This is a genomic window from Pseudoduganella sp. GW821-FHT05F09, from assembly GCF_059419605.1.
On the sequence record NZ_JBWKSD010000007.1, the window covers coordinates 66374 to 87420 of the forward strand.

General features: G+C 64.9%; 21 protein-coding genes and 1 tRNA gene. 14 read left to right on the forward strand and 8 right to left on the reverse strand.

Annotated elements, in window-relative coordinates; genetic code table 11:
• Positions 1 to 9 precede the first annotated feature (9 nt).
• The 5 genes from ispE (at position 10) to pth (ending at position 3550) form a co-directional block, all read left to right on the forward strand.
• Positions 10 to 885 carry a 4-(cytidine 5'-diphospho)-2-C-methyl-D-erythritol kinase gene (ispE, locus tag AC07S4_RS22030; RefSeq protein ID WP_494988658.1) on the forward strand — a complete coding sequence of 292 codons (876 nt, stop codon included), beginning with the start codon at positions 10 to 12 and terminating at the stop codon, positions 883 to 885.
• Between the two features lie 77 nt (positions 886 to 962).
• Positions 963 to 1039: transfer RNA gene (locus AC07S4_RS22035), tRNA-Gln, on the forward strand.
• A 145-nt stretch (positions 1040 to 1184) separates the two neighbouring features.
• The gene (locus AC07S4_RS22040; protein ID WP_161071394.1) at positions 1185 to 2135 is read left to right on the forward strand and encodes a ribose-phosphate pyrophosphokinase; all 951 of its coding nucleotides are present in this window, start codon (positions 1185 to 1187) and stop codon (positions 2133 to 2135) included.
• 134 nt (positions 2136 to 2269) lie between these two features.
• Complete coding sequence (locus tag AC07S4_RS22045; RefSeq protein WP_161071393.1) at positions 2270 to 2899, forward strand: 50S ribosomal protein L25/general stress protein Ctc; 630 nt, start codon at positions 2270 to 2272, stop codon at positions 2897 to 2899.
• 69 nt (positions 2900 to 2968) lie between these two features.
• Complete coding sequence (gene pth, locus AC07S4_RS22050; protein WP_161071392.1) at positions 2969 to 3550, forward strand: aminoacyl-tRNA hydrolase; 582 nt, start codon at positions 2969 to 2971, stop codon at positions 3548 to 3550.
• Between the two features lie 7 nt (positions 3551 to 3557).
• Here the strand turns inward: pth and AC07S4_RS22055 are convergent, their stop codons facing one another.
• On the reverse strand, positions 3558 to 4841 hold the full coding sequence (locus AC07S4_RS22055; RefSeq protein ID WP_494988659.1) for a cyclic di-GMP phosphodiesterase: 1284 nt from the start codon (positions 4839 to 4841) through the stop codon (positions 3558 to 3560).
• A gap of 90 nt (positions 4842 to 4931) precedes the next feature.
• Positions 4932 to 5810 (reverse strand): LysR family transcriptional regulator, encoded by an 879-nt coding sequence (locus AC07S4_RS22060; protein WP_494988660.1) that lies wholly within the window; start codon positions 5808 to 5810, stop codon positions 4932 to 4934.
• Between the two features lie 74 nt (positions 5811 to 5884).
• On the opposite strand from AC07S4_RS22060, the gene AC07S4_RS22065 reads away from it, so the two are divergent.
• Complete coding sequence (locus AC07S4_RS22065) at positions 5885 to 6847, forward strand: PhzF family isomerase (protein WP_494988661.1); 963 nt, start codon at positions 5885 to 5887, stop codon at positions 6845 to 6847.
• On the opposite strand, the gene AC07S4_RS22070 is transcribed toward AC07S4_RS22065, so the two are convergent.
• Positions 6789 to 7616 carry a DUF6597 domain-containing transcriptional factor gene (locus tag AC07S4_RS22070; RefSeq protein WP_494988662.1) on the reverse strand — a complete coding sequence of 276 codons (828 nt, stop codon included), beginning with the start codon at positions 7614 to 7616 and terminating at the stop codon, positions 6789 to 6791. The two genes, AC07S4_RS22065 and AC07S4_RS22070, sit on opposite strands and share 59 nt — an antisense overlap.
• 55 nt (positions 7617 to 7671) lie before the next feature.
• Here AC07S4_RS22070 and AC07S4_RS22075 point away from each other — a divergent pair, with 55 nt between their 5' ends.
• The 4 genes from AC07S4_RS22075 to AC07S4_RS22090 all read left to right on the forward strand — a co-directional run bounded on the left by AC07S4_RS22075 (position 7672) and on the right by AC07S4_RS22090 (position 10776).
• Complete coding sequence (locus AC07S4_RS22075; protein ID WP_494988663.1) at positions 7672 to 8115, forward strand: DUF3224 domain-containing protein; 444 nt, start codon at positions 7672 to 7674, stop codon at positions 8113 to 8115.
• Positions 8116 to 8205: 90 nt separating this feature from the next.
• Positions 8206 to 8619 carry a hypothetical protein gene (locus tag AC07S4_RS22080; protein WP_494988664.1) on the forward strand — a complete coding sequence of 138 codons (414 nt, stop codon included), beginning with the start codon at positions 8206 to 8208 and terminating at the stop codon, positions 8617 to 8619.
• An 18-nt stretch (positions 8620 to 8637) separates the two neighbouring features.
• Entirely contained in the window at positions 8638 to 9957 is a 1320-nt protein-coding gene (locus tag AC07S4_RS22085; RefSeq protein ID WP_494988665.1) for an amidohydrolase, read from the forward strand.
• Positions 9958 to 9966: 9 nt separating this feature from the next.
• Positions 9967 to 10776: an AraC family ligand binding domain-containing protein gene (locus AC07S4_RS22090; RefSeq protein WP_494988666.1), complete on the forward strand. Its 810-nt coding sequence runs from the start codon at positions 9967 to 9969 to the stop codon at positions 10774 to 10776.
• Here AC07S4_RS22090 and AC07S4_RS22095 read toward each other — a convergent pair.
• From AC07S4_RS22095 to AC07S4_RS22105, 3 genes are all read right to left on the reverse strand, one after another.
• Positions 10730 to 11719, reverse strand: coding sequence for a proline dehydrogenase family protein (locus tag AC07S4_RS22095; protein WP_494988667.1), 990 nt, complete (start codon positions 11717 to 11719; stop codon positions 10730 to 10732). The two genes, AC07S4_RS22090 and AC07S4_RS22095, sit on opposite strands and share 47 nt — an antisense overlap.
• 76 nt (positions 11720 to 11795) lie before the next feature.
• Positions 11796 to 12464 (reverse strand): ion channel, encoded by a 669-nt coding sequence (locus AC07S4_RS22100; RefSeq protein WP_494988668.1) that lies wholly within the window; start codon positions 12462 to 12464, stop codon positions 11796 to 11798.
• Positions 12461 to 12895 (reverse strand): acyl-CoA thioesterase, encoded by a 435-nt coding sequence (locus tag AC07S4_RS22105; protein WP_494988900.1) that lies wholly within the window; start codon positions 12893 to 12895, stop codon positions 12461 to 12463. The genes AC07S4_RS22100 and AC07S4_RS22105 overlap by 4 nt, the downstream gene beginning before the upstream one ends.
• A gap of 90 nt (positions 12896 to 12985) precedes the next feature.
• Between AC07S4_RS22105 and ychF the strand changes: the two genes are divergently transcribed.
• Positions 12986 to 14077 (forward strand): redox-regulated ATPase YchF, encoded by a 1092-nt coding sequence (ychF, locus tag AC07S4_RS22110; RefSeq protein ID WP_494988669.1) that lies wholly within the window; start codon positions 12986 to 12988, stop codon positions 14075 to 14077.
• 180 nt (positions 14078 to 14257) lie between these two features.
• Here the strand turns inward: ychF and AC07S4_RS22115 are convergent, their stop codons facing one another.
• Positions 14258 to 14758 carry a nuclear transport factor 2 family protein gene (locus AC07S4_RS22115; RefSeq protein ID WP_494988670.1) on the reverse strand — a complete coding sequence of 167 codons (501 nt, stop codon included), beginning with the start codon at positions 14756 to 14758 and terminating at the stop codon, positions 14258 to 14260.
• A gap of 130 nt (positions 14759 to 14888) precedes the next feature.
• Here AC07S4_RS22115 and AC07S4_RS22120 point away from each other — a divergent pair, with 130 nt between their 5' ends.
• From AC07S4_RS22120 to AC07S4_RS22130, 3 genes are all read left to right on the forward strand, one after another.
• Entirely contained in the window at positions 14889 to 16781 is a 1893-nt protein-coding gene (locus AC07S4_RS22120) for an NYN domain-containing protein (protein WP_494988671.1), read from the forward strand.
• 208 nt (positions 16782 to 16989) lie between these two features.
• Complete coding sequence (locus AC07S4_RS22125) at positions 16990 to 17844, forward strand: MOSC domain-containing protein (RefSeq protein WP_494988672.1); 855 nt, start codon at positions 16990 to 16992, stop codon at positions 17842 to 17844.
• Positions 17841 to 18992, forward strand: a complete 1152-nt coding sequence (locus AC07S4_RS22130; protein WP_494988673.1) for a GGDEF domain-containing protein — start codon at positions 17841 to 17843, stop codon at positions 18990 to 18992. Before AC07S4_RS22125 ends, AC07S4_RS22130 begins: the two co-directional genes overlap by 4 nt.
• 75 nt (positions 18993 to 19067) lie before the next feature.
• On the opposite strand, the gene AC07S4_RS22135 is transcribed toward AC07S4_RS22130, so the two are convergent.
• Positions 19068 to 21044 carry a monovalent cation:proton antiporter family protein gene (locus AC07S4_RS22135; RefSeq protein ID WP_494988674.1) on the reverse strand — a complete coding sequence of 659 codons (1977 nt, stop codon included), beginning with the start codon at positions 21042 to 21044 and terminating at the stop codon, positions 19068 to 19070.
• Positions 21045 to 21047: the final 3 nt, after the last annotated feature.

The following is a 21047-nucleotide window of genomic DNA, read 5'->3' on the forward strand; positions in this document are numbered from 1 at the left end:
GCTGACCGCATGACTGAACTGAAGAACCTCCCGGCCCCGGCCAAACTGAATCTGTTCCTGCACGTGACCGGCCGCCGCGCGGACGGCTACCACATGCTGCAAACCGCCTTCCAGCTGATAGACCGCGGCGACCTGCTGCACATCCGCGTGCGCGCGGACGGCCAGCTGCGCCGCAGCAACGACATTCCCGGCGTGCCGGAAGAACAGGACCTGGTCATCCGCGCGGCCCGCCTGCTGCAGGCCGAGGCGCAGCGCCGCAGCGGCCTGCTGCACGGCGCCGACATCACGGTGGAAAAGCTGCTGCCCATGGGCGGCGGCCTGGGCGGCGGCTCGTCCGATGCGGCCACCACGCTGATGGCGCTGAACAAGCTGTGGAAGGCGGGGCTGACGAAACAGGAGCTGATGGCGCTGGGCCTGCCGCTCGGCGCGGACATCCCTTTCTTCATCTTCGGCCAGACCGCGTTTGCCGAAGGCGTGGGCGAGGCGCTGCAGCCGGTGGCGGCGCCGGATTGCTGGTATGTGGTGATTGAACCGGGCGTGGCCGTGCCCACCGCCGAAATTTTTTCTTCCAAGCATTTGACAAGGGACACTGCGCCCATCATAATAGCGGACTTTTCCAGCCACTACGAAAATCGAAACGATTTGAAGCAGTATGGCAGGAATGATTTGCAACAAGTAGCGTCCAGTATTTACCCGCCGGTGGCAAAGGCGATAGAATGGCTGGCAGCTTACGGAGATGCCAGGATGACTGGTTCCGGTGCTTGTGTGTTTTGTGCCTTTGCAGATGAAGGCCAGGCCGATGCGGTACTCGAAAGAGCGCAGGGTGTCTGGACTGCCTGGAAGGCCAAAGCGCTGAAGCAGCATCCGATCTTCGACATGTTGTGAATGAAAAAAAGATTTTGCTTTTCGTTAGTTCGGTAGTATAATAATCGCCGTCGTAACGACAAGCAGCAAGTTACAGCAGGGGAATCGCCAAGCTGGTTAAGGCACTGGATTTTGATTCCAGCATACCAAGGTTCGAATCCTTGTTCCCCTGCCACCTAATTTTTCTTGAGTCTGTCGATGCATCAGCGTCCAGTCAAGATAAAATACAGGTGCCCACGGCACCGAAGCTCGCAGCGCCGGATAGAGGTTTGTCCGGCGATCAATCAAAGATATCAACGCTTACTTCTCTGGGACTCCCCATGGCTTACGAAAACCTGATGGTTTTTACCGGCAACGCTAATCCTGCGCTGGCTGAAGGAGTCGCAAAAAACCTCGGCATTCCTCTCGGCAAAGCAGTCGTCTCGAAATTCTCGGACGGCGAAGTCATGGTCGAAATCAACGAAAACGTTCGTGGTAAAGACGTGTTCGTGCTGCAATCGACCTGCGCACCGACCAACGATAGCCTGATGGAACTGATACTGATGGTCGATGCACTGAAACGCGCCTCCGCTGGCCGTATCACTGCCGCCATCCCTTACTTCGGCTACGCCCGCCAGGACCGCCGCCCACGCTCGGCGCGTGTTGCGATCTCGGCAAAAGTGGTGGCCAATATGCTGGAAAGCGCCGGCGTCGAGCGCGTCCTGATCATGGATCTGCACGCAGACCAGATCCAGGGCTTCTTCGATATTCCAGTCGATAACATCTACGCTTCCCCTATCCTGCTGGGCGACCTGCAGAAGAAGGACAATGAAGACCTGCTGGTCGTGTCGCCCGACGTTGGCGGCGTGGTCCGTGCCCGCGCCCTGGCAAAACGCCTGGGCTGCGACCTGGCCATTATCGACAAGCGCCGTCCGAAAGCCAACGTTTCCGAAGTGATGAACATCATCGGTGAAGTCGAAGGCCGCAACTGCGTCATCATGGATGACATGGTGGACACCGCCGGCACCCTGGTGAAAGCCGCAGAAGTGCTGAAAGAGCGCGGCGCCAAGAAAGTGGTGGCGTATTGCACCCACGCCGTGCTGTCCGGCCCTGCGATCGACCGCATCTCCAATTCCTCGCTGGACGAGCTGGTGGTGACCGACACGATCCCGCTGTCCGACGCGGCCAAAGCTTGCGGCAAGATCCGCCAGCTGACCTGCGCACCGCTGCTGGCAGAAACGTTCAAACGCATTATCAAGGGCGATTCCGTGATCTCCCTGTTCATCGACTAAGTCGGTCGACACATAGTTTTTAGCGGCGGCGCGACCGGTTTTTGACCGGTTGCGCCGCTGTTTTTCCGGAGCGTCCTGGTCGCGGGGCGCTTCTTCACAACGGGGCGCGAGCCTTGTTACTTTTGGAGTCACAAATGAAAGTTGTTGCATTCAAACGCGAACTGCAGGGCACGGGTGCGAGCCGCCGCCTGCGTATTTCCGGCCAAACCCCAGGTATCGTGTACGGCGGCGCTGAAGGCCCGCTGAACATCTCCCTGGACCACAACGCGCTGTACCACGCGCTGAAAAAAGAAGTGTTCCACTCGTCCATCCTGGACCTGGAAATCGACGGCAAGACCCAGCAAGTTCTGCTGCGCGACTTCCAGATGCACGCATTCAAGCAACTGGTACTGCACGCTGACTTCCAGCGCGTTGACGCAAACACCAAGCTGCACAAGAAAGTGGCGCTGCACTTCATCAACGCCGACGTATCGCCAGCAGTCAAACTGCACGGCGCAACGATCAGCCACGTGATGTCCGAGCTGGACGTTTCCTGCGTAGCAGGCGACCTGCCGGAATTCGTGAACGTTGACCTGGCAAACATCGACGTTGGCCACTCGATCCACGTGTCGGACCTGGCACTGCCAAAAGGCGTGACCGCAATCACCCACGGCAAAAAGCTGACCATCGCTACCGCTTCGGTACCAGCAGGCCACGTGTCGGCTGAAGCCACCGCAGCTGCTCCAGCCGCTGATGCCAAGCCAGCCGCTAAAGGCAAGAAGTAATCTTTACTTCCCATGAAGTAAAATAAAAAACCCCGCTCGCGGGGTTTTTTTACATCCACAGAATAAACCATGTCCATCCGCCTCATCGTCGGCCTCGGCAATCCCGGTCCCGACTACGAACAAACCCGCCACAACGCCGGCTTCTGGCTGGTCGACAACCTGGCCAACAGCCTGGGCGCGCGCCTGCAGCGCGAAACCCGCTTCAACGCGCTGATGGCCAAGACCTCCGTCGCCGGCAGCGAGCTGTGGCTGCTGGAACCGCAAACCTATATGAACCGCTCCGGCCAGTCGGTGGGCGGCCTGGCGCGCTTCTACAAGATCAACCCGGACGAAGTGCTGGTGGTGCACGACGAGCTGGACATGATGCCCGGCGTGGCCAAGCTGAAGAAGGGCGGCTCCTCGGGCGGCCACAACGGCCTGAAGGACATCACCGCCGCGCTCGGCACGCAGGACTACTGGCGGCTGCGCATCGGCATCGGCCATCCGCGCACCCTGAGCCTGCAGCAGGCCGTGGCCGACTTCGTGCTGCACCGCCCGCGCCGCGACGAGCAGCTGCTGATCGATGAAGCCATTGAAAAAAGCCTGAAAATCATCCCGCTGGTGTGCGAGGGCAAATTCCCGCTCGCCACCACCCAACTGCATACGGCTTGAACCCCGCCTAAGCCGCCGCCGTCTCCGGCGCCGGCTTGCTGGCGTCGAAGTAATAGCTGATGCGCTTGCGCGGGCTGAGATAGACGTAGACCTCCATCGGCACCTGGCTGGGCCGCAGCGCCTTGACGATGTTCAGGTCCGTCTCCCGCTCCAGGTCCACCATCAGCGCCTCCAGGCGCGGCACATCCTTGTCGTACACCACCAGCATGGGCTTCATGGGCCGCTCGGTGTTGACGGTGGCCACCATGCCGGTCATGCCGTTGGACAGCTGCACCACCGTGCCGGGCGGGTACACGCCCAGGCAGCGGATGAACATTTGCAGCAGGCGCGGATCGAACTTGGCGCGGTGCTTGGCGAACATCATGGACAGCGCCTCGTGCGGCGTGAGCGCGTGCGCCAGATTGAACGGGTTGCACAGCTCGTCGTAGTAATTGGCGATGGCCACGATGCGCGCCAGCACCCCTATGCCATCCCCCTTCAGCTTGCGCGGATAGCCGCTGCCGTCGAACAGCTCGTGATGGTCGTGGATCACCGCGCCCACCGCAGGCGGGCATTGCAGGCGCTGCGCCATTTCGGCGCCGTATTGCGCGTGCATCTCATACAGGTTTTGTTCGGCCGTGGTGTAGGCGTCCGGCTTGGTGAGGATTTTGTCCGGAATATTCTTGCGGCCGACGTCGTGCAGCAGCGCACCCAGGCCCAGCACCGTGGCCACCTCGGGCGGCAAGCCCACTTCGCGCGCGATCATCATGGACAGCATGGTCACGTTCAGCGAATGGAAGTAGAGCTCTTCGTTGCCGGCGGTGTCGCCCATCACGTGGATCGCCAGTTCCGGGGCGGACAGGATGGAGTCGGTAATCTGCGTCACCAGCGTGGTGGCCTGGCCGACCGATTCCTCCGGCCGCGAGAACAGGTTTTTTTCAATTTCGCGGATGGCGCGCGCGGTGCTGGTGAACGCGCGTTCAACGCGCTCGGCGTCGTCGCGGCGCTGCTGCATCTGCGCCATCATGGCGCGCTTGGCTTGCAGCGCCGGGGAGTCCGGGACGGCCGCCGGCGCCGCCTGCATGGCGGCGGCGGCGGACTGCGGCAGCGCCGTCTGCTCCTGCGGCGCTACGTCGCTCAATTCCGGCTTGTAGCGCACCTGGCGCAGCCCCAGGCTGCGCAGCACGCCGATCTGCTCCTCGGACTTGATCTTGAAACGGCTGAACGCAAACGGGTGCTCGAACCACTTCAGGTCCAGCTCTACATATAGCCCGACGCGCAGCTGATCCATCGTCACCGTCAACTCATCCAAGTCGGCTCCCCCTACAGGCTTGCAATGCAAAAGTTGTGACTGCGCAAATTTGTGTCTTCAAGTGTATACGAGAAGTAATGCTGCGGGTGCTTATGCCCAGCGCGCGGCCAGGAAATCCATGGTGGCCTTGGCCGACGGCGGCGCCGGGCGTTGCGGACATACACCAAAGACGCCGCTGGGACGGCCGCTCCATTGCGGCAGCACCCGCACCAGTTCGCCGCTGCGCAGTGCCGCCGCCACCGTCGCGCTGGACAGGAAGGCGATGCCCAGGCCGTCGATGGCGAACTGGCGGATGGCGTCGCCATTGTCGGCGCGGATGCGGCCCTGCGGCCGCAGGCTGCGCTCGCCTTCCGGGCCGCTCAGGCGCCACAGCTCGGCGTCGCGGTTCACGGCCAGGTTCAGGCATTGGTGCTGCGCCAGCTCCGCCACGCCGGCCGGCGCGCCGTGCTGCTCCAGGTAGCGCGGCGCGGCCACCAGCAGGCGGCGGTTGTCCATCAGCTTGCGCGCCACCAGCGTGGAGTCGTCCAGGCGGCCGATGCGGATGGCCAGCGTCACGCCTTCCGCCACCAGGTCCACGTAGCGGTCCGTCATCAGCAGGTCGAGTTCGATATCCGGATGCAGGCGCAGGAAATCGGCCAGGTGGGGCAGCACATGGGTGCGCCCGAAGGACACCGGCACGCTGAGCCGCAGCAGGCCGCGCGCTTGCGTCTGCTGCTGGCCGGCGGCCGCGTAGGCGCCGTCCATCCGCGCGAAGGCGCTGGCGCACTCGGCATACAGCGCCTGCCCGGCGGCGGTGAGCGACATGGCGCGCGTGCTGCGGTTCAGCAGCTGCGTGCCCAGTTCCCGTTCCAGCGTTTTTACCAGGCGGCTGACGGAAGAGGGCGTCATGCGCAGCGCCTGGGCCGCGCGCGCGAAACTGTGGTGGTCCACCACGCAGCTAAAAGCGCGGAGCAGGTGCAGCGGCGCCATTCGGTCTCCCGAGGAATGTATGACTTGATTTTACAGCTATTATCGCTGGCGGCAGCCATAGTTACACTATGCCCATGACCCAGCTATTTCATATCGACGCTTTCACCGCCACGCCTTTCCGTGGCAACCCCGCCGGCGTGGTGCTCGGCGCGGACGGCCTCAGCGCGGCCCAGATGCAAGACCTGGCGCGCGAGCTGAAGCATTCGGAAACCGCCTTCGTCATGGCGCCGCAGCCCGCAGGCGGCGACGGCCAGGACCACGACGTGCATATCCGCTACTTCACGCCCACCACCGAAGTGCCCATTTGCGGCCACGCCACCATCGCCGCGCATTACGCGCGCGCCGTGGCGCTGGGACTGGGAACGCTGGAGCTGAAGCAGAAGACCGGCGCCGGCGTGCAGCGCATCCGCGTCGAACGGCAGGCGGATGGGGACTACCGCATCGTCATGCGGCAGGGGCCGCCGTCCTTAGACGCGCCATTGCCTGCCGAGGCGCGCCGCGCCGCCGCCCGCGCGCTCGGCCTGGACGAGGGCGATTTCGAACCCGGCCTGCCGCTGCAGGTGGTCTCCACCGGCCACGCGAAAGTGATGCTGCCGCTGCGCCCCGGCGTGGCGCTGGACGCCATTGCGCCCGACCACACCGCGCTGGCCGCGCTCAGCGCCGAAATCGGCTGCAACGGCTGGTTTCCCTTCCAGCTGCGCGCCTGCGGCCGCGCCACCGACGGCCGCATGTTTGCGCCCGCCATCGGCATCCCGGAAGACCCGGTCACCGGCAACGCCAACGGCCCGCTCGGCGCCTACCTGGTGCAGCACGGCCTGATGGAGCATGACGGCAAGATGCTGCGCTTCGACGGCCACCAGGGCCGCGCCCTGCGCCGCGACGGCGTGGTGCATGTCGAAGTGGCGATAGAGCAGGGCGCGCCGCTGCAGGTGTCCATCAGCGGCAGCGCGGTCATCCTGTTCTCGGCGCCGCTGGATATCAGGCGGCTTGCTGCGACTTCCAGTATTCCAGCGGCGGCTTGCCCACCAGCTGCGTGAAGCTGCGCGTGAAATGGGCCTGGTCGAAGAAGCCCAGCCGCGCCGCCAGCCCGGCCAGGTCCGGCGCCGCCGTTTGGCCCAGCTGCCAGGCGGCCTCCTGCAGCCGGAAGCGCTGGATCACCCATTTCGGCGACACGCCCACATAGTTGCTGAACAGCCGCTGCAGCGTGCGTTCCTCCATGCCCAGCTGCGCCGACAAGGCCGCCACGCTGGCCGGCCCGTTCGCCGCAGCGGCGGCCTCCACCGCCTGCTGCGCCAGCAGCGCGCGCTCGTCCACGGGCGGCAGCGCCGCCGCCAGCAAGGCCTCCGCAGCCGCCACCATATCCGCGTCGCTGCGCCCGCTCCCGCCCCCCAGCACACGCCATTCCGCCTCGGCGCCGGCCACGCCCAGCACCTCGTCCACCGGCATGGTGCGGTCCGCCAGCCGGGACAGGGGATGCGGCAGGAAAGGCCGCAGCCCGCCCGGCTTGAAGCGCACGCCCAGCACCTTGCCCGCGCCTTCCACCTTGCGCTCGAAAGCGCCGCGCACCACGCCGTGGATGGCGGTCTGCCCCCGGTCGAACACCAGGTGGGCGTTCGGATACGGCAGCACGCGCTGCGTCTCCGGCGGCCGCCCGCCCAGATCCCACTCCACCACCCAGTGATAATCCACAAACGGCCGCAACGCCGCCGAGGGCGGATACGTGGCCAGCCGGATGCGGCGCGCCGCTCCCGCCGGATCGACCACGCCCTTAGGCATCTGCATCGGCGTGCTGTCGGTTTTTTCCAATCTTTTCTCCCGTCCCAACATTACAGTGAAGCTCCACCTTCAAAGAAAGCGCACCATGAAACCAGTCCTGGCCATCCTCGCCGCCCTCGCTTGCCTGTCCGCCCGCGCGGAGCATGTGCAAGGTACGTTCGAGATCAAAATGTCCCCGGCCTCCGCGCCGCAGCACGAGGGCCGCACGGCCACCGGCCGCATGTTACTTGAAAAACAATATTCCGGCGAACTGCAGGCCGCCGGCGTCGGCGAAATGCTGACCGCCATGACCGACACCAAGGGTTCCGCCGCCTACGTCGCCATCGAGCGCATCACCGGCACGCTGAAAGGCAAGGCCGGCAGCTTTGTGGTCCAGCACGCCGGCAGCATGCGCGGCGGCGACAGCCAGCTGGCGGTCACCATCGTGCCCGACTCCGGCACCGGCGAGCTGGCCGGCATCAGCGGCCGGATGTCGCTGAAGCAGGTGGACCGCAAGCACCAGTACGAGCTGGACTACGTGCTGCCCTGAGCGCATATCCGCTGGACGCGCAGACTGTACTTGACTTCTTACACCTGTCAGATATTATTGACATATCAAATCAATAACCAGGAGCGCTCCATGAAAGAAGTCTCGTTGTTCCGGCTGTATGCGCTGCGCGCGGTGTACCTGCTGATCGTTGTTGGACTGGCGCTGCTGGTCTGGCCCGGCATCCTGCACCACAGCAAGCCGTGGGAGCTGATGGAAGGAGTGGTGGTGTGCATGCTGGCCGCGTTCTCGCTGCTGTGCGCGCTGGGCCTGCGCTACCCGCTGCAGATGCTGCCCGTGCTGCTGTGGGAGCTGGTCTGGAAAGTGCTGTGGCTGTCGCTGGTCGCGCTGCCCGCCTGGCGGTCCGGAAACATGAGCCAGGCCGTGCTGGAAAACACCATCGCCTGCATGGTGGTGGTCGTGGTGCCGCTGGCCATGCCGTGGCGCTACGTGTTCGACCACTACCTGAAAAAATCCGGCGACCGCTGGCGCCTCGCAGCCAATTAACGTGCGAATATAGGGCTTATGAAAAAATCCCTCGCACACCTTCCCCTGGCGCTGGCGGCAGCGCTGACCACGATGGCCGCCGCGGCGCAGGACGGCGCGCCGCTCAAGACGCAGGTCGCCAAACGCATCGACAGCATGTATCCGCAGCTGGAAGCGGTCTACAAGGATTTGCATACCCATCCAGAAATCGCCTTCCAGGAAGTGCGCACCGCCGCCAGGCTGGCGGCCGAGATGCGCGCGCTCGGCTTCGAAGTCACCGAAGGCGTGGGCAAGACCGGGCTGGTGGCGATCTATAAGAACGGCCCCGGCCCCACCGTCATGGTGCGCACCGAACTGGACGCGCTGCCGATGGAGGAAAAGACCGGCTTGCCCTACGCCAGCAAGGCCCGCACCCAGTCCGGCGGCGCCGAAACCTACGTCATGCACAGCTGCGGCCACGACATCCACATGGCCAGCTGGCTGGGCGCGGCGCGCACCCTGGTCGAGCTGAAATCGCAATGGCAGGGCAGCCTGATGTTCATCGCGCAGCCCGCCGAAGAAACCGTGTCCGGCGCCAAGGCCATGCTGGCGGACGGCCTGTTCAAGCGCTTTCCCAAGCCGGACCTGGCGTTCGCCCTGCATTCCTGGCCCACCGCGCACGGCACGGTCGGCTACAACGTCGGCGCGGTGTCGTCCAACTCCGACTCCATCGAGATCGTGTTCAAGGGCCGTGGCGGCCACGGTTCCGCGCCGGACAAGGCGCTGGACCCGATCGCCATCGCCGCGCGCTTCGTGGTGGACGTGCAGACCGTGGTCAGCCGCGAGAAAGACCCCAAGGAATTCGGCGTGGTCACCATAGGCGCCATCCAGGGCGGCACCGTGGGCAACATCATTCCGGACAGCGTGCTGGTGCGCGGCACCATCCGCTCCTACAGCCCGGCCGTGCGCGCCAAGCTGCTGGAAGGCGTGCGGCGCGTGGCCAATGCGTCGGCCGCCATGGCGGGCGCCCCGGCGCCGGACGTGGAACTGAAGTCCGGCGGCCAGGCCATCATCAACAACGAAGCGCTGGTGCGCAAGACGGAGGCCGTGCTGAAGGACGCGCTGGGCGCCGCCAACGTCGGCCTGATCGCGCCGATGACGGCCAGCGAAGACTTCTCCGAGTACGTGAACCAGGGCATTCCCGGCATGTTCTTCTTCACCGGCGTCTATCCCGCCAAGGCCGTGGCCGAAGCGGAAGCCGCCGGCGGCAAGCCGCTGGCCTTCAACCACTCGCCGTTCTATGCGCCGGTGCCCGAGCCGTCCATCAAGACGGCGGCGCAGGCCATGAGCCTGGCGGTGCTGAGCGCACTGGCGCGCTAAGGGACCGCCATGTCCGCCGAGCAGCCCGTGTTCTGGCGCGACGCCGCGCTGCCTTTCATCGAGGCGCGCGCCATACGCGGCGGCCGCGACCTTTGCTACGCGCGGCATACGCACAGCACCTTCTCCATCGGCGCGGTGACCGGCGGCGTGAGCACCTACTGGAACCGGCGCAGCAAGGAAACCGTGGGCGCGGGCAGCGTGGTGGTGATCAATCCGGAAGACGCGCACGCCTGCAATCCCGCCGCCGGCCAGCCCTGGTCGTACCGCATGTTTTATGTGGATGCGGCCTGGCTGAGCGCGCTGCAGCACCAGCTTGGCTTCAGCCGCAATGCGGACTTCAGGGCATTTTCAACGACCTCGAACACCTCGCTGTTCGCTGGCCTGAACCGGCTTTACGACACCTTGACCTCGGCGCACGCGGACGGCCTGCAGAAGCAGAGCGCAGCCATCGGCTTCTTCATGGACATGCAGCAAACGCTGGACCCCGCGCCCGTCCCGCTGGCCGGCGCCAACGGCAAGCTGCTGCGCGCCGCCGAATTCATCAGCGACAACTGCACGCGCCTGCTCAGCCTGGACGACATTTGCGCCGCCGCCAGCCTGTCCCCGGCCTACCTGATCCGCGCCTTCAAAGGCCAGTTCGGCATGACGCCGCACGCCTACCTGGTCAACCGCCGCATCCAGTATGGCCAGGGACGGCTCAAGCGCGGCGCCGCGATCGCCGACGCCGCCATCGAAAGCGGCTTTGCCGACCAGGCGCATTTCCAGCGCGCCTTCAAGCAGCACTTGGCCGCAACGCCGGGACAGTACCGGGGCCGATAAGATCCACCACGGCCTGGAACAGCCGGGCCGGTTCTTCCGCGATGCGGTTCAGCACGTAGAGGAAATACTCCCCGCCGAAGATCGCATATTCGCGGGTCTGGAAACCGCGCCGGCGCAGCGCATCCAGGCCGTCCCCACCCAGTCCGAACAGCGTTTCAAATTCCGATTGCTGCGGCGGCAGCTCCTGCCGCAAGATGAAGCCGGCCAGATCGTCCTGCAATTGCGCGTCGTGCGTGGCGAGCGAGCACTTGTGGCCGCTGGTGAGCAGGGTCTGCGCAAACCGGCGGTAGGCGGCTGCCAGTTCCGGGCTGTTGCGGTCCCAGGCAATCGCGGGCGACTCAAGGAAAGCGCCCTTGACCAGGCGGATGCGGCCCGGCGCTTCCATCAGCCGTGGCAAGTCCTGTGCGCTGCGGTGCAGCTTGGCGGGCAGGGTGATGCCCACATTGTCCAGCCCGGCCTCGCCGTGCAGCCGCAGATAGGTGGCGTAGATGAGGCCGGCGCGCTCCGCGCCCTCCATGGAAATCATCACCTCGCGCCCGGCGCGCGCGGCGGCGGCGGCGATGCGCCTGGCGTTGCGGTAGCCCAGTTCCGGGTCCACCAGCAAGCCGACGTGGGACAAATCCAGCGACACCGAGCATGCCAGCTGCGCGTGCGCGATGGCGTCCACCAAATCCAGGAAGACTGCCGTGTCGGCGTTGGCCTTGCCCTCGTCGCGGCAGCTTTCGCCCACATATTCCGCCGAACCGGCGTGTCCGCGCGCGGCCACGGCGTGCAGATGCCGCACCACGTCCGCCACGGTTTGCCCCGCCACGTAGCGCGCGGCCACGCGCTGCATATACGGCTGTAGAAGAGGATCGTGGCAGAAGCGCTCTTTTGCCTGTTCGTTCAGCGCCAAAGCGCGCAGGCTGTCGGCCGCCAGCGCCATCAGGTCAGGGGTTTGCATCGTCTGTTCCTTTCAAATTATCGAAAGGACAGCGTATGCGCACCCCGTGCGGCCGTATTGAAGGAAATTGCCCTGCCTAGGACTTGTTGGACTGCAGCGTAAAGCCGATCAGGCGCGCCACCACCGCCGCGAGATACATCAGGCCGACCAGCATCTCGACGCTGGCGATGGCCCGCGCCTGCGAGGTCAGCGGAATGACGTCGCCGATGCCGGTGCTCGAGAGCAGGGCGAAGCTCAGGTAGTTCAGCTCGGTCCAGGTGCGCGGCGCGGCGGCGTTGACCGCTGCGCCAAAGGTGCCGGGCTGCAGGGTCTGGAGCAGGATGAACACGTGCGTGAAGGCCCACGCCAGCAGCGTGAACGCCGCGCCCGCCGCGAACAGTTCGTCCGTGGTGGCCTGGCGGTCCTCCATCATATAGGCCACCAGGCTGGCGGCCGCATAGAAGTAGAACGCCGCCTCCAGCGCGGAGGACCAGGACAGCAGCCCGGGCAGGTCGAACGCCATTTGCAGGCCCAGCAGCACAATCACCGGCCCGGCGATGCTGGCGCTGATCCAGGCATGGCCCGGCGTGCGCCGCACCATGCGGGTGGCGACCAGCAGCACGAGGATGCCGAACACATTGAAAATGATGTGCCCACCGCGCACGGTTTCGATAAAGGGATAGAGCAACATGCCCAGCAATTGCGTCAGCAGCAAGACCGCCGACGGATGGCGCTTGGTGCTGCGCATCAGCGGAAAGGGACTCACGCCTCCGCCCCGCGCAGGGTCTCCAGCACTTGCCGCACCGGCGCCGGAATGGGTACGGAGCGGTTGCCGGCGCGTTCGACGTAGACGTGGACGAAATGGCCGGCCGCGCAGGGCTGTTCGTCGCCGTTGCGGAACAGCGCGATTTCATAGCGCACGCTGGAATTGCCCAGCTTGGCCACGCGGATGCCGGCGTGGATGGTGTCCGGGAAGGAGACCGAGCTGAAGTAGGCGCAGCCGCTGTCGACCACGAAACCGACCACCTCGCCCTTGTGAATATCGAGCACGCCGCGCTCGATCAGGAACTGGTTTACCGCCGTGTCGAAATAGGAATAATAAACAACATTGTTGACATGGCCATACACGTCATTGTCCATCCAGCGCGTGGCAATGGACAGGAAATGGGGGAATTGCGAGCGTTTGGCGTCGCGCATCGTCATGGAAGCTCCTGGTTCTGGGGTACAATTGATCCTTACGCGCGGGCAATCGGCGCAGCAAAACAATACCATCATTAAAGGTTTTTCATGAGTCTCCAATGCGGCATCGTCGGCCTGCCTAACGTCGGCAAGTCCACTCTTTTCAATGCACTGACCAAAGCAGGCATTCCGGCTGAAAACTATCCGTTCTGCACCATCGAGCCCAACGTCGGCGTGGTGGAAGTGCCGGACCCGCGCATGGCCGCGCTGGCCGAGATCGTCAAACCTGAGCGCATGGTCAACGCCATCGTCGAGTTCGTCGACATCGCCGGCTTGGTGGCGGGCGCCTCGCAGGGCGAGGGCCTGGGCAACCAGTTCCTGTCGCACATCCGCGAAACCGACGCCATCGTCAACGTGGTGCGCTGCTTTGAAGATGAAAACGTGATACACGTGGCCGGTAAAGTCAGCCCGCTGGACGATATCGAAGTTATTCAAACCGAATTGGCGCTGGCCGATCTGGGCACCGCTGAAAAAGCGCTGCACCGCGAAAATAAAAAAGCCCGTTCCGGCGATAAAGACGCAGCCAAACTGGTCGCCCTGCTGGAAAAAATCATTCCGCAATTGAATGAAGCCAAGCCGGTGCGCGCCATGGGCCTGGACGCCGATCAAATGGCGATCATTAAATCGCTATGCCTGATTACCGCCAAGCCGGCAATGTATGTGGCCAACGTTTCCGATACCGGATTTACCAATAATCCGCTGCTGGATCAATTGACCGAATACGCCAAATCGCAGAATGCGCCCATCGTTGCCATTTGCGCTTCCATCGAAGCGGAAATCGCCGATCTGGACGATGCCGATAAAACCGAATTCCTGTCCGATATGGGCATGGAAGAGCCAGGCCTGGACCGCCTGATTCGCGCCGCATATAAACTGCTGGGCCTGCAAACTTATTTCACCGCCGGCGTAAAAGAAGTGCGCGCCTGGACCATCCATGTGGGCGATACCGCACCGCAGGCAGCGGGCGTTATTCACACCGATTTCGAACGCGGCTTTATTCGCGCCCAGACCATCGCCTATGACGATTACGTTGCGCTCAAAGGCGAAGCGGGCGCCAAGGAAGCGGGCAAGATGCGCGCCGAGGGCAAGGAATACGTGGTCAAGGATGGCGACGTGCTGAACTTCCTGTTCAACGTTTAAATATCCAGCGGCCCAGGCCGCAATAGAAAAAGCCGCGAGCAATCGCGGCTTTTTTTTCGCCCTTGTTTTGCGCCAGCCCGGCGCGGGCGAGGGCGGCGCACTCAAATCTGGCGTGAACAAGCTAAAATCTGGCTTAAAATGGCCGTGCCAACCCCATGAATGCGTGGCATGGCCCGGGTGTTACTGCGCGGAGCCCGGTTTGGCTTCGAAGTCCTTGATGATCTTGGTGAACTGGTCCATCAGCGGATTGGGCACCGCCAGCGACAATTGATAATGCTCGATCTCGAATCCGGACGCGGTGCGGTGGAGCACGCCGCTGGCCTGGCATATTCCCATCTGCGTATTCAGCTGTTCATCAAACCAGGCATAGCTTTTATCGGCCGAGAAATAGATATTGCGTTTGCTTGCGGTAAATGCCCAGGCCTTTTTCCTGTCGAAGTAGGGTTTGGCCCAGACCTTGAATTCGTCGCGCGTCCATATTTCCGTTTTATCCGTGCCGATATAAATTCCCTTGGCCGCCATCTTATCGAAATAGACCGGGTCGGCCTGCGCCGCGTCTTTATGCCACTGATCCATAAAGCTATTGACCTGTGCGCGGAATGCCTCGTCGGCGGCGGGCGATTGGGCGGCGGCGGTGGCGCTCATCAGCAGAAACGCGAGGGTGGCGAACAATTGCTTCATGGAGACTCCCGAAAAAAATGATAAAGCCAGCATACACCAGGGCGGGCGATGAGCGGGCCTGGCTGTATAATCGTCAAGTTCGCCGGCCACCGGCCCAATAGCACCTCCTCACCACAGAAAACGAAATCACATGGCTTCATCCAACGATAACGTCAGCATGGCGCTGTTCTGCGACTTCGAAAACGTCGCCCTCGGCGTGCGCGACGCCAATTACGAAAAATTCGACATCAAGCCCGTGCTGGAGCGGTTATTGCTCAAGGGCAGCATTGTGGTCAAAAAAGCGTATTGCGACTGGGACCGCTACAAGGGTTTCAAAGCGCCGATGCACGAGGCCAATTTCGAACTGATCGAAATCCCGCACGTGCGCCAGTCGGGCAAAAACTCGGCCGACATCCGCATGGTCGTGGACGCGCTGGACTTGTGCTACACCAAGGCCCACGTTAACACTTTTGTCATTATTTCCGGCGACTCGGACTTCTCGCCGCTGGTCTCCAAGCTGCGCGAGAACAACAAGAAAGTGATCGGCGTGGGCGTCAAGCAGTCCACCTCGGACCTGCTGGTGGCCAACTGCGACGAGTTCATCTTCTATGACGACCTGGTGCGCGAAAGCCGCCGCGCCGCCGCCAAGCGCGACACTCGCGAAGGCCAGCCCGCCGTCAAACGCACCCCGGAAGAAGAAAAACGCCGCCGCGAGGAAATGGACAAGCGCCGCCGCGAAGCGGTGGACATGGCCGTCGAAACCTTCGACGCGCTGGTGTCCGAGCGTGGCGACTCCGGCAAGATCTGGGCTTCCGTGCTGAAAGAGGCGATCAAGCGCCGCAAGCCGGACTTCAGCGAGTCCTATTATGGTTTCCGCACCTTCGGCAACCTGCTGGAAGAAGCCAAGGCGCGCGGCCTGCTGGAATTCGGCCGCGACGAGAAGTCCGGGGCTTATGTATACCGTAGCAGCGGCGCCGGCATGGGCGAGCCGGGCGCGGCGGGCGAAGGCTCGGCGCCGGTGGTGTCGCCAGGCGCGGGTGAATCCGGCGAAGTCCGCCAGGATGGCCGTGCGGATGGCCGCCAGGAAGGCCGCCATGAAGGCCGGCGCGGCCGTGGCCGTGGCCGCAACCGTGGCGGCGAACGCTACGCCAGCCAGGAACCGGTATCGGAAGAAGTGTCGGCTGAATTGCAGCTGGCTCAGGATGAAAACGCCTACGCGGAAGCCGAAGCCGTGCATGCCGCCGACGCCGCCCCTTACGCTCACCAGGCCGTGGCCGCGCAGGACGACGGCGATGCCGCCGAAGCAAGCGAGACCGGCGAGCCGGGCAGCGACATGGATGACCGCGACGAGGAAGAGCGCGCGCTGGACGAAGCCGCCGCCGCCATCGCCAACGGCACGCGCAATGCGCGCGCCGCGCAGCAAGCCAGCCAGGGCAAGCGCAAGCCGCCCAAGATTCCAGCCCGCCAGGCCAAGGCCGCCCAGGTAAAGGCATCCCAGGCTGCCGGAGGCGGTAATTCGCGCGGCAACCCGCGCGGCAAGCCGGCGCCAGCGCCGTCTGCCGGCGCCCAGCCAGCAGCCGTGACGATGGCCAGCCCGGCTCCAGTTGCCGTGCCGGCGCCGCAGGTGGCTGCGCCCGTGGCGGACAACCACACCGCTGCGGAAACGCCTGCGGCGGCGCAGCCGGCCGCCAAGGGCCGTGGCCGCGCGCCAGCCAAGGGCCGCGCCAAGACGGGCGAGCCGCGCGTGACGGCGGCTGCCGAGGCAGCTGCAGCAGCGGCCGAGGCTCCGGCCGCCGTGCCGGTCCAGCCGGCGGCAGGCGCGGACGACGCCGCACCGGCGCGCGCCGGCGGTCGCCGTGGCGCGGCAGCGTCCAAGCCTGCAGCAGCGGCCAAGCCGGCCCGGCCCGCCAAAGCCGCCAAGGCTGCCGAAGCCGCCGCCGAGCCTGCTGCGCCAGCAGCCGGGCAGGGCGACGCCGCCGACGCATCCGGCGACGCCAAGCCAGCCCGCAGCCCGCGCCGTCCGCGCAAGCCCGCAGCGAACTAAAGCGGCATCACCACCCGGCGGACAGCCAGTCCGCCGGCGGCGCAGTCCGCGCCCAAATCGCCTCCAGCCTGTGCCGGGGGCTTTTTTTTGCCGTCCCGCCGCGCAGCGCTGCGGTTTTCCCCGATTTACTGCAAGTCACTTTGCTGCCATACTGCCAACTTGAATAACATTTAGGCAGCGTCCGTTCGCGTTGCCTGCGGCGGTCAGCATGGCTATCCTCTCCGAAATCAACCTCTACCCCATCAAATCCTGTGCCGGCATGCCGCTGCGTTCCGCCACGCTGACCAGCGCAGGGCTGATGAAAGAGCAGATTTACGACCGCGAATGGATGGTGGTGGACCAGGCCGGCCTGGCGCTGACCCAGCGCGAGCATCCACGCATGGCGCTCATCGTGCCGCGCCTGAAAGCGGACACCCTGGAACTGCGCGCGCCCGGCATGCTGCGGCTGGAAATCGCCCTCGGCCTGCCCGACCCCGAACTGGCGCCCAAGCTCACCGTGCAAGTGTGGGACGACCAGGTGCTGGCCTACGACTGCGACGCCACCACCGCCGCCTGGTTCAGCAGCTTCCTCGGCCTGCCGTGCCGCCTGGTGCGCTTCCATGCGCACGCCACCCGCGCCGTGTCGCAGAAATGGACCAAGGGCGTGGCCGCCACCACCATGTTCTCGGACGGCTACCCCATCCTGGTGGCCGGCAGCGCCTCGCTGGCGGACCTGAACGAAAAGCTGCTCAAGGCCGGCCGCGAGGCGCTGCCGATGAACCGCTTCCGTCCCAACCTGGTGATCGACGGCATAGGCGCGTTTGAAGAAGACTACGCGGAAGACTTCCGCGCCGGCAGCGCCGTGCTCAAGCCGGTCAAACCCTGCCCGCGCTGCCCCATGCCCTCGATCGACCAGGCCACCGGCCAGTTCGGTCCGGACCCGCTCGACATCATGGCCGGCTACCGCGCCAAGCCCGAAGTGGAGGGCGCGCTGTGCTTCGGCATGAACAGCATCCTGCTCGACGGCGACGGCCAGCAGCTGCATGTGGGCCAGGAAATCGACGTCAACCTGGCCTTCCAATGACCACCACCATGCCCGACAAAAAGGCCCAGGCGCTCGAGCTGGCGGCGGAAAACCAGGCGCTGCGCACGCGCATGGCCTACTTGCTGGAGCAGGCCGAGCGCAACCACAACATCATGATGCGGCACCAGGCCTTCGACCTGGAAATCGTCGGTGCCGGCACTTTCCCCGAGCTGGTGGGCACCATCTTCCGCACGCTGCCCATCATCTCCGAGCTGGAGGCGGTGACGCTGACGCTGATCGACGAAGGCGGCGACATCAACACCGTGATGGGCAAGCTGGGCGTGATCTTCAGCGAGTTCCCCGACCTGATTTTCGCGGAAGAAGTGGACGATCTGGGCTTCGACCTGGGCCGCCGCAACGCCTACTCGCCCACGCCCAAGCCGCTGCTGGGCATGTACGACGCCGCCAAGCACGGGCACGCCTTCCCGCGTCCGCCGGACGGGCTGCAAAGCGTGGCGCTGGTGCCGCTGCTGCGCAACAAGCGCATCATCGGCAGCCTGAACCTGGGCAGCGTGGATCCCACGCGCTTTACGCCCAGCCTGGGCACGGACTTCATCGAGCACATGGCCTCCATTATCGCCATCTGCCTGGAGAACGTGATCTCGAACGAGATGCTCAAGTACATTGGCCTGACCGACTCGCTGACCGGGGTGTACAACCGGCGCTATATGGACCGCCGCCTGCTGGAGGAAATTTCGCGCGCGCGGCGCCAGGACTACGACATCTCCTTCATGTACATCGACATCGACCACTTCAAGCGGGTCAACGACACGGTGGGCCACCAGGGCGGCGACGAAGTGCTGCGCGAGGTGGCGCAGCGCATCAAGGCCGAACTGCGGCTGTCGGACGCGCTGGCGCGCTTTGGCGGCGAAGAGTTCGTGGTACTGCTGATCAATGCGGACCTGGACAGCGCCGCCTTCGTTGCCGAGCGCATCCGCGCCGGCATTGCCGCCAGCATGATCCACGTCTCGCCCAGCGTGCGGGTGTCGATCACGGCCTCGCTCGGCGTGGCCTGCCTGGACCGCAGTGACCTGACGGTCCCTCCGGAGACGGCCGCGATGGAACTGATCGCTCAGGCCGACTCGGCGCTCTACCAAGCCAAAGACAGCGGCCGCAACCGCGTCCTCACCTACCGCCCCGGCGAATAGCCCTCCCTCCAATCCCGCAACCGGCCTGAGCCGCATTCGGGGTCAGACCCCGAATGCGGCTCAGGTCGGCTGGCATTAGGCGAGCAGCTGGTTTTCGGCGCGGGCGACGGCGTCGGCGGCGCCGCGCAGCACCACCACGTCGCCGGCTTCCAGCACCGTGGCGGGCGCCACTTCCACGCCGCCTTTGCCGCGCCGGATCGAGGCCACTTCGGCGCCGGCCGATTCCACCGCCACGTCGGCCAGCGTCTTGCCGACGCAGCTGGCGTGGTCGCCCAGCGTCACCGAGTGCAGCCGCAGCATCTCGTCGTCCCCCCCGGCGTCGCTGGCGCCGTGGAACCAGCCGCGCAGCGAGGCGTAGCGCGCTTCCCGCGCCGCCTGCACCCGGTGCACCACGCGCCGCAGCGGCACGCCCAGCATCACCAGCGCGTGCGAGGCGAGCATCAGGCTGCCTTCCATCAGCTCCGGCACCACTTCGGCCGCGCCGGCCGCTTTCAGCCGGTCCAGGTCGGTGTCGTCGTGGCTGCGCACGATCACCGGCAGCGCCGGCGCCAGCTCGTGCACCAGGTGCAGCACCCGCAGCGCCGACGGCGTGCTGGCGTAGGTGATCACCACCGCGCTGGCGCGGTAGATGCCGGCCGCGATCAGGCTTTCGCGCCGCCCGGCGTCGCCGTAGGAGACGTTGGCGCCCGCCGCCTGCGCTTCCTGCACCCGCTCCGGGTCCAGGTCCAGCGCGTGGTAGGCGATGTCTTCCTCGCTCAGCAAGGTGGCCAGGCTTTGCCCGCTGCGCCCGAAGCCGGCCACGATCACGTGCTTTTGCGTGCTCATGGTGCGCGTGGCGATCTTGGTCAGCGCCAGCGACTGCATCATCCATTCATTGCTCGACACCTTCATCACCAGCTGGTCGGACTTGGCGATGATGAACGGCGCCAGCAGCATCGACAGCACCATCGACGCCAGCACCACCTGGATGATGAAGGGGTCCATCAGTGCCATGCCGCCGGCCAGGTTGAGCAGCACGAAGCCGAACTCGCCGGCCTGCGCCAGCGCCAGGCCGGTGCGCATCGACACCCCGTCCGACGAGCCGAATAGCTTGGCCAGCCCGGCGATCAGCGCGAACTTGAGCAGCACCGGCCCGGCCAGCAGCACCAGCACCAGCCACCAGTGCTCCACCACCAGGCGCAGGTTGAGCAGCATGCCGACGTTGATGAAGAACAGCCCCAGCAGCACGTCGCGGAAGGGCTTGATGTCCTCCTCCACCTGGTGCTTGTATTCGGTTTCCGAAATCAGCATGCCGGCCACGAAGGCGCCCAGCGCCATCGACAGCCCGGCCTTTTCGGTGATCCAGGCCGCGCCCAGCGTGATCAGCAGCAGGTTCAGCATGAACAATTCCTGCGAGCGCCGCTTTACCACGATGGTGAACCAACCGCGCACCAGCTTCTGCCCCACGAACAGCAGCAACAGCAGCACGATGGCAGCCTTGCCCGCCGCCCAGGCCAGCGTACCGAGCAGGTCGTCCGGGTTCTTCGACAAAGAGGGGATCAGTATCAGCAGCGGCACCACGGCCAGGTCCTGGAACAGCAGGATGCCGACGATCTTGCGGCCGTGCTCGCTTTCCAGCTCCAGCCGCTCGGTCAGCATCTTGACCACGATGGCGGTGGACGACATGGCCAGCGCGCCGCCCAGCGCGAACGAGGCCTGCCAGCCGATGTGAACGCCGGGAATTTGCCAGGCCAGCAGCCAGCCCAGCCCCATGGTGGCGACGATGGTGGCCGCCACCTGCGCCATGCCCAGCCCGAACACGATGCCGCGCATGGCCATCAGCTTGGGCAGCGAGAATTCCAGGCCGATCGAGAACATCAGGAACACCACGCCGAACTCGGCCAGGATATGGCTGGCTTCGCTCTGTTCGGCCAGCCCCAGCGCGTGCGGCCCGATAATGATGCCGACCGCCAGATAGCCCAGCATGGGCGGCAGATGCAGCATCCGGAACGCGACCACGCCCAGCACGGCGCTGCCCAGCAACAACAGGGTCAGTTCTAGCGGTGAAAACATGCG

Bases quoted from the DNA above. Each gene is read 5' to 3' on its own strand.
- AC07S4_RS22135 (WP_494988674.1), bottom strand. From the start codon at position 21,044: ATGTTTTCACCGCTAGAACTGACCCTGTTGTTGCTGGGCAGCGCCGTG.
- ispE (WP_494988658.1), top strand. From the start codon at position 10: ATGACTGAACTGAAGAACCTCCCGGCCCCGGCCAAACTGAATCTGTTC.
- AC07S4_RS22060 (WP_494988660.1), bottom strand. From the start codon at position 5,810: ATGGCGCCGCTGCACCTGCTCCGCGCTTTTAGCTGCGTGGTGGACCAC.
- AC07S4_RS22065 (WP_494988661.1), top strand. From the start codon at position 5,885: ATGACCCAGCTATTTCATATCGACGCTTTCACCGCCACGCCTTTCCGT.
- AC07S4_RS22095 (WP_494988667.1), bottom strand. From the start codon at position 11,719: ATGCAAACCCCTGACCTGATGGCGCTGGCGGCCGACAGCCTGCGCGCT.
- AC07S4_RS22130 (WP_494988673.1), top strand. From the start codon at position 17,841: ATGACCACCACCATGCCCGACAAAAAGGCCCAGGCGCTCGAGCTGGCG.
- ychF (WP_494988669.1), top strand. From the start codon at position 12,986: ATGAGTCTCCAATGCGGCATCGTCGGCCTGCCTAACGTCGGCAAGTCC.
- AC07S4_RS22125 (WP_494988672.1), top strand. From the start codon at position 16,990: ATGGCTATCCTCTCCGAAATCAACCTCTACCCCATCAAATCCTGTGCC.
- AC07S4_RS22040 (WP_161071394.1), top strand. From the start codon at position 1,185: ATGGCTTACGAAAACCTGATGGTTTTTACCGGCAACGCTAATCCTGCG.
- AC07S4_RS22075 (WP_494988663.1), top strand. From the start codon at position 7,672: ATGAAACCAGTCCTGGCCATCCTCGCCGCCCTCGCTTGCCTGTCCGCC.
- pth (WP_161071392.1), top strand. From the start codon at position 2,969: ATGTCCATCCGCCTCATCGTCGGCCTCGGCAATCCCGGTCCCGACTAC.
- AC07S4_RS22105 (WP_494988900.1), bottom strand. From the start codon at position 12,895: ATGCGCGACGCCAAACGCTCGCAATTCCCCCATTTCCTGTCCATTGCC.
- AC07S4_RS22120 (WP_494988671.1), top strand. From the start codon at position 14,889: ATGGCTTCATCCAACGATAACGTCAGCATGGCGCTGTTCTGCGACTTC.
- AC07S4_RS22045 (WP_161071393.1), top strand. From the start codon at position 2,270: ATGAAAGTTGTTGCATTCAAACGCGAACTGCAGGGCACGGGTGCGAGC.
- AC07S4_RS22090 (WP_494988666.1), top strand. From the start codon at position 9,967: ATGTCCGCCGAGCAGCCCGTGTTCTGGCGCGACGCCGCGCTGCCTTTC.
- AC07S4_RS22085 (WP_494988665.1), top strand. From the start codon at position 8,638: ATGAAAAAATCCCTCGCACACCTTCCCCTGGCGCTGGCGGCAGCGCTG.
- AC07S4_RS22080 (WP_494988664.1), top strand. From the start codon at position 8,206: ATGAAAGAAGTCTCGTTGTTCCGGCTGTATGCGCTGCGCGCGGTGTAC.
- AC07S4_RS22115 (WP_494988670.1), bottom strand. From the start codon at position 14,758: ATGAAGCAATTGTTCGCCACCCTCGCGTTTCTGCTGATGAGCGCCACC.